This is a genomic window from Methylophilus sp. YYY-1, assembly GCF_029132825.1.
In the GTDB taxonomy this organism is placed as follows: Bacteria; Pseudomonadota; Gammaproteobacteria; order Burkholderiales; family Methylophilaceae; genus Methylophilus; species Methylophilus glucosoxydans.
Genome location: NZ_WOVG01000001.1, coordinates 1,099,092 through 1,113,568, shown reverse-complemented (window position 1 = coordinate 1,113,568; position 14,477 = coordinate 1,099,092). Strand labels below are relative to the sequence as shown.

The following is a 14,477-nucleotide window of genomic DNA, read 5'->3' as shown; positions in this document are numbered from 1 at the left end:
ATCTGGCGCTATTGAAAACGCAAAAACCCGCCGCATTATATGGGTATCCAGCCGCAAGCGTGCGGCGATACTTTAATCAAGAAAGGGTTTGCCATGCGTTTTGATAAACTCACGACTAAATTTCAACAGGCCCTGGCCGATGCGCAGAGCATGGCCGTCGGGGCGGATCATCCCACCATAGAAGCGCCTCACTTGTTGCTGGCCATGCTGAATCAGGACGACAGTGGGGTAGCGGCGCTGTTGTCACGCGCAGGTGCGCAAGTCAGTGCACTTAAAACCGGGTTGCAACAAGCCATAGATAACCTGCCCAAAGTCAGCGAAAACAGCGGCGATGTCAGCGTGTCGCGCGACCTCAATAATCTGCTCAATGTCACCGACAAGCTCGCGCAAAAGAGCGGCGACACCTATATTGCCAGCGAAATGTTCTTGCTGGCGCTGGCCGAAGATAAAGGCCCCACCGGGCAGCTGCTCAAGCAACATGGCTTGAGTAAAACCGCACTTGAACAGGCGATTAAAGCCGTGCGCGGCAATGATTCCGTCAACAGCCAGGAAGCCGAAGGTCAGCGTGAAGCGTTGAAAAAATACACGCTGGACCTGACCGAGCGCGCCCGTGCTGGCAAGCTGGATCCGGTGATTGGCCGCGATGACGAGATTCGGCGCGCCATTCAGGTCTTGCAGCGCCGCACCAAAAATAATCCGGTATTGATCGGTGAGCCCGGCGTGGGTAAAACCGCGATTGTAGAAGGACTGGCGCAGCGTATTGTCAATGGCGAAGTGCCTGATTCGCTTAAAAACAAAAAAGTATTGAGCCTGGACATGGCCGCCCTGTTGGCCGGGGCCAAATACCGCGGCGAATTTGAAGAACGTTTGAAAGCGGTGCTCAAGGAGCTGGCGCAAGACGAAGGCCAGACCATCGTCTTTATTGACGAGATTCATACCATGGTCGGTGCCGGTAAATCTGAAGGCGCGATGGATGCCGGCAATATGCTCAAGCCTGCATTGGCCCGGGGTGAGCTGCATTGCGTGGGCGCGACCACGCTGGATGAGTACCGTAAATACATCGAAAAAGATGCGGCGTTAGAGCGTCGCTTCCAGAAGGTGCTGGTGGACGAACCTAGCGTCGAGGCGACCATTGCCATCTTGCGCGGTTTGCAGGAAAAGTACGAATTACACCATGGTGTGGAAATTACCGACCCGGCCATTGTCGCGGCGGCAGAACTGTCTAACCGTTATATTACGGACCGTTTTTTGCCGGATAAGGCCATCGACCTGATCGACGAGGCGGCTTCGCGTATCAAGATGGAGATCGACTCCAAGCCGGAAGTGATGGATAAGCTGGATCGCCGACTGATTCAGCTTAAGATTGAGCGTGAAGCCGTGCGCCGCGAGAAAGATGAAGCCAGCCAGAAACGCTTTGGCCTGATTGAAGAAGAAATCAGCAAGCTTGAAAAAGAGTATGCCGACCTCGAGGAAATCTGGAAAGCGGAGAAGGCTGCCGTACAAGGCTCGGCAGGCGTGAAAGAGGCGATTGAAAAAATTAAACTGGAGATGGAAGCTGCCAAACGCAAAGGCGACTGGCAAAAAGTCTCAGAGTTGCAGTATGGCAAATTGCCGCAACTCGAAGCCCAGTTGAAGCACGCGTCAAGCGCTGAAGCGAGTGGCACGGTCAAACATAAAATGTTGCGTACCGAAGTCGGTGCCGATGAAATTGCTGAAGTGGTCAGCCGGGCTACCGGCATCCCGGTCAGTAAAATGATGACCGGCGAGCGCGAAAAACTGCTCAATATGGAAAACAGCCTGCATGCGCGGGTGGTGGGCCAGGACGAAGCGGTCCGGCTGGTCTCGGATGCGATCCGCCGTTCACGCAGTGGCTTGAGTGACCCTAACCGTCCGTATGGCAGCTTTTTGTTCCTGGGGCCGACTGGCGTGGGTAAAACCGAGTTGTGCAAGGCGCTGGCCAACTTCCTGTTCGATAGTGAAGACCATCTGGTGCGCATCGATATGAGTGAGTTTATGGAAAAACACTCGGTCTCGCGTTTAATTGGTGCGCCACCCGGCTATGTTGGCTATGAAGAAGGCGGCACGCTGACCGAAGCCGTGCGCCGCAAGCCTTATTCAGTCGTATTACTGGACGAGGTGGAAAAAGCGCATCCAGATGTGTTTAACGTGTTGCTGCAAGTGCTGGACGATGGTCGCCTGACCGATGGCCAGGGGCGGACGGTAGACTTTAAGAATACCGTCATTATCATGACCTCTAACCTCGGTAGCCAGATGATCCAGAGCATGAGTGACCAGGATTACCAGGTGGTTAAACTGGCGGTCATGGGTGAGGTGAAAACGCACTTCAGGCCAGAGTTCATCAACCGCATTGATGAGGTGGTCGTGTTCCATTCACTGGGTGAAGCGCATGTGAAGTCGATTGCCAATATCCAGTTGCAATTGCTGGCCAAACGGCTGGCGGCCATGGAGATGCAACTCGACGTCACCGATGCGGCGCTGGCCGAAATTGCCAATGCGGGCTTTGACCCCGTCTATGGTGCACGCCCGCTCAAACGCGCCATTCAAAGTGAAATAGAGAATCCGCTGGCACGTGAAATCCTGGCTGGGCAGTTTGCGGCCAAAGACACGATACAGGTGGATTTTCAGGGCGGGAAAATGCAGTTCCGCAAAGCCTGACTGTCAGCGCACTCATCTTGGGCGCAGCGTCGTCATCTGCATGCAGGCTGAACCTGTGATGCAAGCAAAGGGTCATATTCGTATGACCCTTTTTTATTGTGCGGGTGTAAAATGGAGCAACTATGCGAGACTCACAAGCTTGGCGTTTATCCTTGATCATTTTTTTGCTCGGTTTGATGAGCGGATGCGCGACACAACCACCGCAACCGGTGCAGATTGACCGTATTTCTCCCGAGCAACTCGCTGCTCTGGTGCCACCGCCGCAGTCGACGTTGAGTTTGGATGAGATTGTGACCATGAGCAAGCAGGGCAAGACGGATGCCGAGATTATTGATGCAATCAAGCAGTCGCAATCGCGTTATGCATTGACCCCTTCAGAGGTGTTGTCATGGCATCAAAAAGGTATTTCCAAAGGCGTGCTTGATTATATGCAGCAGGCGAATGCGCTGGCGCAGCAAAACGCCATCGCCGATGAGATTAACAAGCGTGAAAAAGCGCGCGCTGAGGCAGAAGCCAAGTTAAAGCGTGAACGGGATTATGCCCGGTTGCGCAGCATGGATCCCTGGTTTTACGGGCCAGGTTTTTACGGCGGCCCCGGTTTTTATGGTGGCCCTTGGGGAGCCCGGCCCTATTGGGGCGGCGGCTGGCGTTACTGGTAAACTGACGCTGATTTACGGATAGATTGATGGATGCGACAACAGCACGAAACCCTCTCTATTAATGCACAAGGGCGGCGTTTGTATGACATCACGCCGCAGGTATTGCAATGGGTGCAGCAATCCGGCATTCAGTCCGGCTTGTTGACGCTGTATATCCAGCACACTTCAGCCAGCCTGCTGATCAATGAAAATTATGACCGCGATGTGCTGGTGGACCTGGAAGCCTTTTTTAACCGGCTGGTACCGGATGGCGATGACCTGTTCATTCATACCGTGGAGGGCCCGGATGACATGCCTGCACATGTGCGTACCGCGCTGACACAAACCAGCTTGTCGATTCCTGTGCTACAAGGCAGGGTTGCCCTGGGCCAGTGGCAGGGCATTTTTTTGTTTGAGCATCGGCACCTGCCTGCCCGCAGACGCGTCCTCATGCATGTGATGGGTGAATAAGATTTTTGAGTATTTGATAGAAGTGTCGTATTGCCGTGCGTTATTCTGAACTGTTTTTATCTCTGACCTGTAGTTTCTTGGTGGTGGCTTGTAGCGAAGATGCGCCCAGTCAAGTGTCTACAGCGCTTCCCCTGCCACCCAGTGATGTGTCGTCCAATGATCTGGTGCCGCCAGCGGATGCCATGCCAGCAGCGGGGGGCACACGCCCCGTGCAACTCATGCAGGTCTCTAACACCACGCTTACCATGTCGCAAGCTGAGCTGGACAAGTTGTATCTGGAAGCCAGGCAGCATGTGCGCGAGGCCGTGGATTCTTCAACAGAAGAACGGTACTAGGACCGCGCGCCGACCAGGACACCGGGGTGCGCAAGGCGGGCCAACGCCTAACGCACACTACTCCATTGCAGCGGATCAAACGGCACACTGTTGCGGCGCAGTTCGTAATAAACCCCATTTTCAGCATTGCCACCGCTATTGCCCACCGCGGCAATCGTATCGCCCGCTTTAACACTTTGCCCTGACGATTTGTACAAGGCCTCGTTGTTACCGTACAGGCTCATGTAGCCGTTGCCGTGGTCAATCACAATCAGGTTGCCAAAGCCACGCATCCAGTCGGCAAACACCACTTGCCCGCCCGCGACCGATTTCACCTCGCTGCCCTCCCTGGCGCGGATGAAGATGCCTTTCCAGCTTACCCCGGTCTCTGCCCGGGCCGTGCCAAAACGGTTGATCACATCGCCGCGCACCGGCAGGCGCAAGCGTCCCCGTAACTGGGCAAAGTTTTCCTTGTTGGCATTGTATTCAGGTAGCGTTTCGTTTTTGGCAATCACGGTGCTGCTTTGCGTGTCGCTGCCTGAGTCATCGACTGTTGCTTGCGGCGTATGCTCAAACGTGCGGCCGCCGGATTTCTTTTTACGCGCCGCCAGTTCAGCGGCTTTTTTAGCCGCCGCTTCTTTCTCGCGCTTGGCTTTCGCCAGCGCTTCCTGCTCACGTTTCTTGGCCTCGGCCAGCAAGCGCTGGAACAACTGTGACAGCGCTTCTTCGTCTTTTTTCAGCCGGACCATCTGCTGTTCTTGCGTTTCGATCTGTTTGGACAGCTCTTTTAACGCCTCGCTACGTAGTGATTTTTCGTTTTCGAGTTTTTGCGTGGTGTCGCTGTATTGGCTGGCCAGACGTTCGGTTTCGTGCAATTGTTCGGTGGTTTGCGTGCGGACGCGGTCTATGGCTTCCTGGTTGGTTTGCAGCGACTGAATCTGCTGCTGGTGCGCCGCCGTGAGATAGCCCAGGTATTTAAGATTGCGTGCCGTGTTGTTGGGGTCCTGTTGTTGCAACAGCATTTGCAGCGGGCTATGGTTGCCATGCCGGTATTGCTGGTTTAGCTGCTCGTTGAGCGATTGTTTTTGCTGGTTGACCTGACGTTGCAGGCCATTGAGTTGTTTTTGCAAGTCTTGTAATTTGCTGCGGTTTTCCAGCTGCGCATCCTGAATCTCGCGCAATTTTTTGCGGGATGCGCTGATGGCCGTTTCCGAAGCCTTGAGCGCTTCATGTGCATCCTGTTTGGCCACGCGCGAAGCTTTGAGCGCATTGGCCAGTTGCTGGATTTTCTCTTTGACCTGTTCGAGATCGCCTTTGGTTGTTTCTGTTTTGTCCGCAGGCGCGGCCTGCGCTGGCAGGCTCACGGCGCCACAGAGCCAGAGGCCTGCCAACAGGCTAAAACACTTGATCGCTGGCTTTGCCAGCTGCTTAACGATGATCGGAGTCATGCACCTGAGCGGCCACTCAGGCCGCTGCATTCAATTGGATCAGCGACTGGCCGGTCATTTCTGCAGGTTGTGCGACCCCCATCAGCGATAACAAGGTCGGTGCAATGTCTGACAGTGCGCCGCCGCTACGAATCACCGCCTGGCGCCCAACGTAAATAAAGGGCACCAGATTGGTGGTGTGCTGGGTGTGTGCCTGCGCACTGGTGTGGTCAAACATGCTCTCGGCATTGCCATGGTCGGCGGTAATAATCACTTCAGCGCCGGTTTTTTGGGCAGCCGCCACAATCCGGCCGACACAGGTGTCCAGCGTTTCTACCGCTTTAATGGCCGCTTGCAAGTTGCCGGTATGGCCCACCATATCGCCATTGGCATAGTTGCAGATCACGGCCTGATATTGCTGTGATTCAATGGCGGCGACCAGTTTGTCGGTGACTTCTGGCGCACTCATTTCTGGTTGCAAGTCATAGGTCGCAACTTTGGGTGAAGGCACCAGAATGCGGTCTTCACCAGCAAAAACGGTTTCTTCACCGCCGTTGAAGAAGAACGTCACGTGCGGATACTTTTCGGTTTCGGCAATGCGCAATTGCTTGAGCCCGAGTTTGGAGACGTATTCGCCAAAGGTATTGGGCACGGTGTAGGGCGCGAAAATCGGTTCTGCCAGCGTCTGGTTTTTGTCGTACTGGGTCAGCGTGAAATAGTGGCTAAAGCGTGGCACCCGGCTGCGCTCAAAGCCTGCAAACTGCTGGTTGAGCAGGGCATCGGTCAGTTGGCGGGCGCGGTCACTCCTGAAGTTCATGAACACCAGGCAGTCACCGTCTTCCATACGCACGGGGGCTTCGTCAGCCGCGCGAATTGCCGTGCACTTCACAAACTCGTCGCTTTCATCGCGGGCATACGCTTGCTGCAAGGCCGTCAGGCTGTCTGCCGCCACATATTCGGCTGTACCATTGACCAGCAACTCATAAGCCACCGCGACCCGCTCCCAGCGCTTGTCGCGGTCCATGCCATAAAAGCGGCCGCCCACAGAGGCCACCCTGCCAACGCCCAGCTGCTGGAGATGGTCTTCGAGCGCTTGCAGGTAAGGCTGCGCGCTTTTGGGCGGGGTATCCCGGCCATCCAGAAAGGCATGGACATACACCTTGCTCAGGCCCTGTTGCTTGGCCATTTCGAGCAGGGCGTGAATATGCGGCTGGTAGCTATGCACGCCGCCATCAGACAGCAGGCCCAGGATATGCAGCGCTTTGTCACTGGCTTTGAGGGCCTGCATGGCATTGACCAGGGCGGGTAACTTGAAAAACTCACCACTGCTGATGCTGTTATTAATACGCTCAAAGTCTTGAAAGACAATGCGTCCCGCCCCAATATTCAGGTGACCCACTTCAGAATTGCCCATTTGGCCGTCTGGCAGGCCGACATAGTGTTCGGAGGCGTTGATCAGGCTGTGGGGGTAAGTGGCTTTGAGCCGGTCGAGGTTGGGCGTGTTTGCCTGTAAAACAGCATTGTGTTCGCGGGTCTCGCTGTGGCCAAAACCATCGAGGATCAGCAATATGACAGGTTTGATAGACATGGCTAACAATCTTTAAAAGTGGTGACGAAATGTCGGATTGATGAATTCGTCTATTATAATCGCAACCGCTGGTCACGCCTACCCAAGCGGCCAGTCTCCTGAAGACCGCACACCGGTCGTCATAACCCAACAAAGTGAGTAACGCTGTGGAATTTTTAAAACATAATGTGTTGTTAATCGGACTGGCGGTCGGCTCTGGCCTAGCGCTGATCCTGCCCATGCTGAGCCGTTCTGCGGCGGGGGCAACTGTGCTCTCAGTCACTGAAGCCGTGATGCTGATGAATAGAAAATCTGCCTTGGTACTGGATGTGCGCGAGGCGGACGAATTTGCCCTGGGGCATTTGCAGGGTGCGCGCCATATTCCGCTTGCGCAACTGGCTGACCGCATAAATGAAATTCAAAAATTCAAGGAAAAGCCGGTGTTGCTGGTTTGCCAGCGCGGCAGCCGCGCCAACGCCGCCGCCAAATTGCTCAAGGCACAGGGCTTTACCACGTTGAATGTGCTCAAAGGTGGCATGGCCGCCTGGGTGGAGGCCAAGATGCCAGCCACCAAGTCATCCACTTGAAAGGAATCATGATGGCAAAAGTAGTGATGTATACCTCGGCAGTCTGCCCTTATTGCATCAATGCCGAACGGTTATTGAAAAACAAGGGCGTGACCGAAATTGAAAAAATTCGTGTCGATTTGCAGCCAGAGTTACGGGCCGAAATGATGGAAAAAACCGGCCGCCGTACGGTGCCACAGATTTTTATTGGCGAGCACCATGTTGGCGGCTTTGATGACTTGCATGCCCTGGATGTGCAGGGCGGTCTGGACCCGTTGCTGGCCGCTTGAAGTGACCTGTCCGCTGTCATAAAAAACCCATAGTCAGGCCAGGGATGTCCGGTTAGAATAGCGCCTTTGTGTATTGATAATTTTAAGGACAATTCATGGCTCAGGAACCACAAAACCAAGCGGACCAAAACGCAGCACCGATTTTTAGCATCGAAAAATTGTATGTGCATGATGCTTCTATCGAAGTGCCTAATGCACCAGCGATTTTCACCGAGCGTACGACGCCACAGATCAATGTAGAACTGGGTAATACGGCACAACAGGTGGAAGACGGTATTTTCAACGTCTCCATCAAAGTGACTGTGACCGCGAAAATCGAAGATAAAACCGCATTCCTGGTAGAAGTGAACCAATCCGGTATTTTTGCCATCCGCAACGTGCCACAAGAAAACATGGAGCCTATCCTGGCGGTGGCTTGCCCTAACATCTTGTTCCCTTATGCACGCGAAGCTATCTCCGATATGGTTACCCGCGCTGGCTTCATGCCCGTGTTGTTGAACCCGATCAACTTCGAAGCCTTGTATCTGCAACAGCAGCAACAAGCTGCGCAAGCGGCTGGCGCCCCTAACTAATTTCGTCTCACTTTGTCAGTCACCGCAGACAGCACGCGGTGACTGATCAGGATCCATCCAAATGAGTAAAGTTGCCGTTCTTGGTGCAGGTGCCTGGGGTACTGCACTTGCCATGCATATTGCCTTGCAACACGAGGTGGTGTTGTGGGCGCGTAATAGCGGGCACGTTTCTGGCATGCGCAAGGCGCGTGCCAATCCGCTGTATCTGGGCGACTTTGCTTTCCCTGAAAAACTCTCGGTAGAGGATGATCTGGCTGCAGCGATTGATGGCGCCGATTTGATTTTATCCGTGGTGCCTACGGCGGGTTTCCGGCCGATTTTGCAGCAACTCAAAAGTCTGGGCATACAACAGCCCTTGATCTGGGCCAACAAAGGCCTGGAGCCGCAAACGGCAAAGCTGCCTTTTGAAGTGGCGCAAGAGGAGTTGGGCGCAGAGTATCCGTGGGGCGTGTTAAGCGGTCCCAGCTTTGCCGCCGAACTGGTGCGAGGCCTGCCAACGGCAATTACACTCGCCGCCAATCACCGCGAGCTGGCGCAGCAATCGGCACAGCTGATTCATGGCGGCTGCTTGCGCGTCTACGATAGCGTCGACGTGGTCGGCGCTTCGGTGGGTGGGGCGGTTAAAAACGTGATGGCGATTGCCGCCGGTATCTCTGACGGCATGGGCTTTGGTAACAATGCGCGCGCTGCCATGATCACGCGGGGCTTAGCCGAAATCACCCGCTTTGGCATGGCGCTGGGTGCCAAGGCCGAGACCTTTATGGGCTTGGCGGGGGCAGGCGACTTGATTCTGACCTGTACCGGCCAATATTCGCGTAACCGTGAAGTCGGTTTGCAACTGGCTTCTGGCAAATCATTAGAGAGCATTCTGGCGGGATTGGGCCACGTGGCAGAAGGCGTCAACACTGCGCGTGAAGTCATGCGTCGTGCCGAAACCATAGACGTCGAAATGCCCATCACTTTTGAAGTCAATCAACTACTCACCAACCAGAAAACGGCGCAAGCAGCCGTCAGCGCCTTGTTGGGTCGCGGTCAGCGACAAGAGTCCGTCTAGGTTTTTTGCCAGCGGCTTGATCAGCCAAGCACAGTGGCCTGAGCCGCATAGACCCGCACACTTTCCTGCTCATTGGCATCGTTACGTGCCACGAGCGCAATCGCTTCGGTATCAGGGCTCAAATTGACTGGCTGATGCGGCACCCCTGCCGGGATGAAAATAAAGTCGCCCGCTTGATTGATACAGGACTTGCTCAAATTTTCACCATAAAACGTTTGCACTTCACCCTTCAGCAGGTAAATCGCTGTTTCAAAGCCTTGATGGTAATGCGGTTGCGCTTTGGCCGCTGGCGGGATCACCACGATATTCATCGAAATGCCCCTGGCCCCCGCCGTCATTTGAGAGATGCCCACATAATTGGGCAGGTGCTGAATGGTATCTATGCTGTGTTCAGGGCGCACAGTCACGATTTCACCGGTTAAGTTTAATTGAGGATCTTGCATCTGTGGCGCTCGACAATGTGAAAGATTCACAAAGTCTAACAATAGCGCAGGCAGGGAGGCAAGCCGGGAATCGGCGGCCCCATGAAAAAGGGCACCCGAGGGATGCCCTGAATCTGTATTGCCTTGAATTTGTACTACTAGGACCGGCTTATTCGATAGCTAACAACTCAACCTGAAACACCAGCGTCGCATCCGGGCCAATCACAGGGCCGCTGCCGTTTGCGCCATACGCCAGGTGCGATGGAATTGTCAGCTCAAACTTGCTACCTACGTTCATCAACTGCAAGCCTTCTACCCAGCCTGCAATCACGCCAGTCACTGGAAACACAATCGGTTCGCCGCGTTGATAAGAGCTATCAAACACCGTGCCGTCGGTCAGTGTGCCGTGGTAGTGGACTTTGACACGGTCGCTGGTGGTAGGCTTCGCGCCATTGCCTGCGACCAGTTGTTTATACTGCAAGCCACTCGCTGTCGTGGTTACGCCTTCTTTTTTCGCATTGTCTGCCAGATAGGCTTCGCCCGCCGCCTTGTTTTTCGCGTGGGCAGCCATCTGTCTGGCCTGGCTCTCTTGTTGCACTTGTTCCACTGTGCTGCGTTTTTCGTCGTCGGTCATGCGTGAAGCATTGCCGGCCATCACATCGCTCACTGCCAGCGCCACGGCCGCAGCATCCAGCTCCAGGCCGTCATTTTGCAATTGGTGAGCCATATTTTCGCCGACGATATAGCTCAGGCGTTGAGTGAGGGTGTTTAGAGTAGTCATATGAATTCTTTCGTGAGATGAGTATGCCGCGCATGTGCGCCGCGCCATTCGCCATTATGGCGGAGAATGACAGATAAAACAAAACCCGCAGAAGCGGGTTTTGTTTGTGTGAATGCTTGTTAGGGCATTTCAACTTCAATGCCAAGGTGAGGCTAGGCGTTGAAACATTTACGACGCAGACAGTACATGAAGTACGGCAAGGACTAAATGTCAAAACTAACGACGCATCACCGATGCAGGGAAGATTGAAATGACATCATGTCGCGCCACTGTTTTGTATGGTCGGCAATGATGTCATCCAAGCAAAGGCTACATCATACCGCCCATGCCACCCATACCGCCCATATCACCACCCATTGCTGGTGCATCTTCTTTAGGCAGTTCAGCAACCATGCAGTCAGTGGTCAGCATCAGGCCAGCCACAGAAGCCGCGTGTTGCAAGGCAGAGCGGGTCACTTTAGTTGGATCCAGTACGCCCATCTCAACCATGTCGCCATAGGTTTCGTTGGCTGCGTTGTAACCGTAGTTGCCTTTACCGGCAGCCACGTTGTTCACCACGACTGATGGTTCAACGCCAGCGTTCTGTGTGATCTGGCGCAGTGGCTCTTCAACCGCACGCAGAACGATCTTGATGCCTGCTTCTTGATCCAGGTTGTCACCTTTCACTTTGGCAATCGCTTCGCGGGCACGAATCAATGCCACGCCACCGCCAGCCACAATACCTTCTTCAACCGCAGCACGTGTCGCGTGCAATGCATCTTCCACGCGGGCTTTTTTCTCTTTCATTTCGATTTCAGTCGTCGCGCCAACCTTGATCACGGCAACACCGCCAGCCAGTTTGGCCACGCGCTCTTGCAGTTTTTCACGGTCGTAGTCGCTAGAAGCTTCTTCGATTTGTGTTTTGATTTGAGTGATACGGGCCTTGATCGCTTCTTCGTTGCCAGCACCGTCAATGATGATGGTGTTTTCTTTGCCCACTTCGATACGCTTGGCTTGACCCAGATCGTGCAGTTGTACGGCTTCCAGTTTCAGGCCCACTTCTTCAGAGATCACAGTACCGCCAGTCAGAATCGCGATGTCTTCCAACATGGCTTTACGACGGTCACCAAAGCCTGGGGCTTTAACTGCAGTCGTTTTCAGGATACCGCGGATGTTGTTCACTACCAGGGTTGCCAGCGCTTCGCCATCAACATCTTCAGCGATGATCAGCAATGGACGGCCAGCTTTTGCCACTTGTTCCAAGGTTGGCAGCAAGTCACGGATGTTGGAGATTTTTTTGTCGTGCAACAACACGAATGGGTTGTCCAGCAACGCGATTTGTCGCTCTGGGTTGTTGATGAAGTATGGAGACAGGTAACCACGGTCAAACTGCATACCTTCAACCACATCCAGCTCGTTGCTCAGGCCTGAACCGTCTTCAACAGTGATCACGCCTTCTTTACCCACTTTGTCCATTGCATCCGCAATGATCTGGCCAACAGAGGCGTCAGAGTTAGCAGAGATCGCGCCAACTTGGGCGATTTCTTTGCTGGTAGTACAGGGTTTGGATTGTGCTTTCAGGTCAGCTACAGCAGCTTCAACTGCTTTGTCGATACCGCGCTTCAGGTCCATTGGATTCATGCCGGCAGCGACAGATTTCATGCCTTCGCGGATGATGGCTTGTGCCAATACAGTCGCAGTCGTTGTGCCGTCACCAGCGATATCATTGGTTTTAGAAGCAACTTCTTTCACCATCTGTGCGCCCATGTTTTCGAACTTGTCTTTCAGTTCGATTTCTTTAGCCACAGACACACCATCTTTAGTGATGGTTGGCGCGCCAAAAGAACGCTCCAATACCACGTTACGGCCTTTAGGGCCCAAAGTTACACGAACAGCGTTAGCCAATACGTTAACGCCATTTACCATTTTTTGGCGAACGTCATCACCAAATCTTACGTCTTTAGCTGCCATTTAAATTCTCCTAAATTACAAATGTGTGGGATTGAGTTGCGAGTGATTACTCAACAATCGCCATAATGTCTTCTTCGCGCATCACCAACAGCTCTTCGCCGTTGACTTTCACTGTTTGGCCGGAGTATTTGCCGAACAATACTTTGTCGCCGACTTTCACGTCCAAAGCGATAGCCTTGCCGTTGTCATCTTTTTTGCCATTGCCAACTGCCTGAACCACACCTTGGTCTGGTTTCTCTGTTGCACTGTCAGGGATCACAATGCCAGAAGCAGTAGTGCGCTCTTCAGCAGCGCGTTTAACAATTACACGGTCGTGCAACGGACGAATGTTCATGAGATTCTCCTTGGAGTTTTCCTAAAGTGTTATAGGGATAACGTTAAAACTAAAACAATCAAAGCGGTACGCATTTTAGCACTCGCGCACCTTGATTGCTAATTTGGGGCGGGATTTTTTGATTTCAAGGGCTAATACATAAAAATTTTATGGGTTTTTGTCGTTTGTAATTCAACTTGAGATTTTTGCAATTCAAGAAGAGAGTGTCATTTCAATAAAATCAGATAGTTAACGAACTTCTTAACCTACAGGATTCAATAAACGGCACTTTTTTCTAAATTTGAGATTTAGATTAACGTTTGAATTAAGGGGCGCCGTTAGGCGTCACGCTTGAATGATGGGTTAGAACTAGGTTTCATTGATGCTCTTGAGCTCTGCTAGCATTCGGAACCCCATAGATAGTGCCTCATGGGCGTAGCCTTCGGGGATGTATTGGCCATGTATTGCTGCATTGCAAATTTTGAGCACGTAATCAAAGGAACCCTCGATTCCTTGATAGTTGGGAAATTGCCCAACAAACTGAAGGAACAATGAACGCGTCGAAAGAAACTTGGTGTTTCGCTCTGGCGTGAGGGGGGCAGAGGGCTCCTTGTCTAGGATACGGCGTAGCTCTTTCTCAAGTTGCATACGGAGCTTAGCAAGTGCGTAATTGAGATCGTTTCCTTCAGAGGCTAGAAATTGTTCGATTTGTTCCTCAATCTCCGACTTGCCTGTTTTTGTTTTTAAAGTTGTGTCGAGGTCCTCCTTCGCCTGAGTTGTCTCACTGCGGCTTGGAAGATTGACATTGATGGTTTGGCTGACAGTATTGCTAATAGCGGAGACAAGGCTTGTGTATGCAGCGAGCGTGGAGCGGGTTTCATCTTTGAACTGTTTTACTTCTTCTTTGATTTCTTTGACCCGAGCCTCGTACTCAAATAGCTGCCCGAATTTCAGCTTTTTGGCTTCGGGGAGCATAAATAGAAATAGTGCAAGTGCCAAGTAACTTCCGCTCGAACTATCAAGAGGTTTGCTAGGAGGCACTCCAACGAACATACAAAAAGCGTACAAAAAGTACGCTGCTAATAGATAACAGAGTGTTGGGAATACATTTGCTCCCGACAATTTTTTTATGAAATTGCACATAACAAGATTCCGAGTTCTAATAGTAATTATAGAGTCACATGGGTCTCTATATTATGAATTGAATATTCGATATACATGGCTGGAATCCTTTGCTCCTTCTTGGTTTTGTTGTTCATGCGTCTCCTTATTAGATTATTAATGTAGAGACAGAGCACTAGCGTTTTACCGATTGTAGTCTAAACGATCAAACTTTCAACTTATGTTGTGGTAAGTATCAAATCTGAACAATCAACTAAGTGTTCTAAAGCAATGACCGATGAAAGCCCTTATAAGATTGGGCTGTGCTTTTCGCC

Annotated in this window: 15 protein-coding genes; 8 read left to right on the top strand and 7 right to left on the bottom strand. The window is 52.6% G+C overall.

Annotation, left to right across the window (positions count from 1 at the left end; all coding sequences use genetic code 11):
- Positions 1-93 precede the first annotated feature (93 nt).
- The 4 genes from clpB to GOC95_RS05295 all read left to right on the top strand — a co-directional run bounded on the left by clpB (position 94) and on the right by GOC95_RS05295 (position 4,120).
- Positions 94-2,676, top strand: a complete 2,583-nt coding sequence (gene clpB / locus GOC95_RS05310) for an ATP-dependent chaperone ClpB (protein WP_275356184.1) — start codon at positions 94-96, stop codon at positions 2,674-2,676.
- Between the two features lie 122 nt (positions 2,677-2,798).
- Positions 2,799-3,335, top strand: coding sequence for a hypothetical protein (locus GOC95_RS05305; RefSeq protein WP_275356183.1), 537 nt, complete (start codon positions 2,799-2,801; stop codon positions 3,333-3,335).
- A gap of 30 nt (positions 3,336-3,365) precedes the next feature.
- A complete protein-coding gene (locus GOC95_RS05300) occupies positions 3,366-3,785 on the top strand; it encodes a secondary thiamine-phosphate synthase enzyme YjbQ (RefSeq protein ID WP_194740530.1) in 420 nt (139 codons plus the stop codon).
- 35 nt (positions 3,786-3,820) lie between these two features.
- On the top strand, positions 3,821-4,120 hold the full coding sequence (locus GOC95_RS05295; RefSeq protein WP_275356182.1) for a hypothetical protein: 300 nt from the start codon (positions 3,821-3,823) through the stop codon (positions 4,118-4,120).
- Between the two features lie 47 nt (positions 4,121-4,167).
- Here GOC95_RS05295 and GOC95_RS05290 read toward each other — a convergent pair whose 3' ends face one another.
- Positions 4,168-5,547 (bottom strand): peptidoglycan DD-metalloendopeptidase family protein, encoded by a 1,380-nt coding sequence (locus GOC95_RS05290; protein WP_275356181.1) that lies wholly within the window; start codon positions 5,545-5,547, stop codon positions 4,168-4,170.
- Between the two features lie 16 nt (positions 5,548-5,563).
- Complete coding sequence (gene gpmI / locus GOC95_RS05285; RefSeq protein WP_275356180.1) at positions 5,564-7,114, bottom strand: 2,3-bisphosphoglycerate-independent phosphoglycerate mutase; 1,551 nt, start codon at positions 7,112-7,114, stop codon at positions 5,564-5,566.
- Positions 7,115-7,260: 146 nt separating this feature from the next.
- Here gpmI and GOC95_RS05280 point away from each other — a divergent pair, with 146 nt between their 5' ends.
- The 4 genes from GOC95_RS05280 (at position 7,261) to GOC95_RS05265 (ending at position 9,575) form a co-directional block, all read left to right on the top strand.
- Positions 7,261-7,680, top strand: a complete 420-nt coding sequence (locus GOC95_RS05280; protein ID WP_275356179.1) for a rhodanese-like domain-containing protein — start codon at positions 7,261-7,263, stop codon at positions 7,678-7,680.
- An 11-nt stretch (positions 7,681-7,691) separates the two neighbouring features.
- Positions 7,692-7,949, top strand: a complete 258-nt coding sequence (gene grxC / locus GOC95_RS05275; protein WP_194748569.1) for a glutaredoxin 3 — start codon at positions 7,692-7,694, stop codon at positions 7,947-7,949.
- Positions 7,950-8,044: 95 nt separating this feature from the next.
- Entirely contained in the window at positions 8,045-8,521 is a 477-nt protein-coding gene (gene secB / locus GOC95_RS05270) for a protein-export chaperone SecB (protein ID WP_194748568.1), read from the top strand.
- Positions 8,522-8,582: 61 nt separating this feature from the next.
- On the top strand, positions 8,583-9,575 hold the full coding sequence (locus tag GOC95_RS05265) for an NAD(P)H-dependent glycerol-3-phosphate dehydrogenase (protein ID WP_275356178.1): 993 nt from the start codon (positions 8,583-8,585) through the stop codon (positions 9,573-9,575).
- Between the two features lie 20 nt (positions 9,576-9,595).
- Here GOC95_RS05265 and GOC95_RS05260 read toward each other — a convergent pair whose 3' ends face one another.
- The 5 genes from GOC95_RS05260 to GOC95_RS05240 all read right to left on the bottom strand — a co-directional run bounded on the left by GOC95_RS05260 (position 9,596) and on the right by GOC95_RS05240 (position 14,040).
- Positions 9,596-10,018, bottom strand: a complete 423-nt coding sequence (locus GOC95_RS05260; protein ID WP_275356177.1) for a cupin domain-containing protein — start codon at positions 10,016-10,018, stop codon at positions 9,596-9,598.
- A 148-nt stretch (positions 10,019-10,166) separates the two neighbouring features.
- Complete coding sequence (locus GOC95_RS05255; protein WP_275356176.1) at positions 10,167-10,778, bottom strand: FKBP-type peptidyl-prolyl cis-trans isomerase; 612 nt, start codon at positions 10,776-10,778, stop codon at positions 10,167-10,169.
- A 309-nt stretch (positions 10,779-11,087) separates the two neighbouring features.
- Positions 11,088-12,728, bottom strand: coding sequence for a chaperonin GroEL (gene groL / locus GOC95_RS05250; RefSeq protein WP_194748563.1), 1,641 nt, complete (start codon positions 12,726-12,728; stop codon positions 11,088-11,090).
- A 46-nt stretch (positions 12,729-12,774) separates the two neighbouring features.
- Complete coding sequence (locus GOC95_RS05245; RefSeq protein ID WP_194748562.1) at positions 12,775-13,062, bottom strand: co-chaperone GroES; 288 nt, start codon at positions 13,060-13,062, stop codon at positions 12,775-12,777.
- A 348-nt stretch (positions 13,063-13,410) separates the two neighbouring features.
- Entirely contained in the window at positions 13,411-14,040 is a 630-nt protein-coding gene (locus tag GOC95_RS05240; RefSeq protein WP_275356175.1) for a hypothetical protein, read from the bottom strand.
- Positions 14,041-14,477 lie beyond the last annotated feature (437 nt).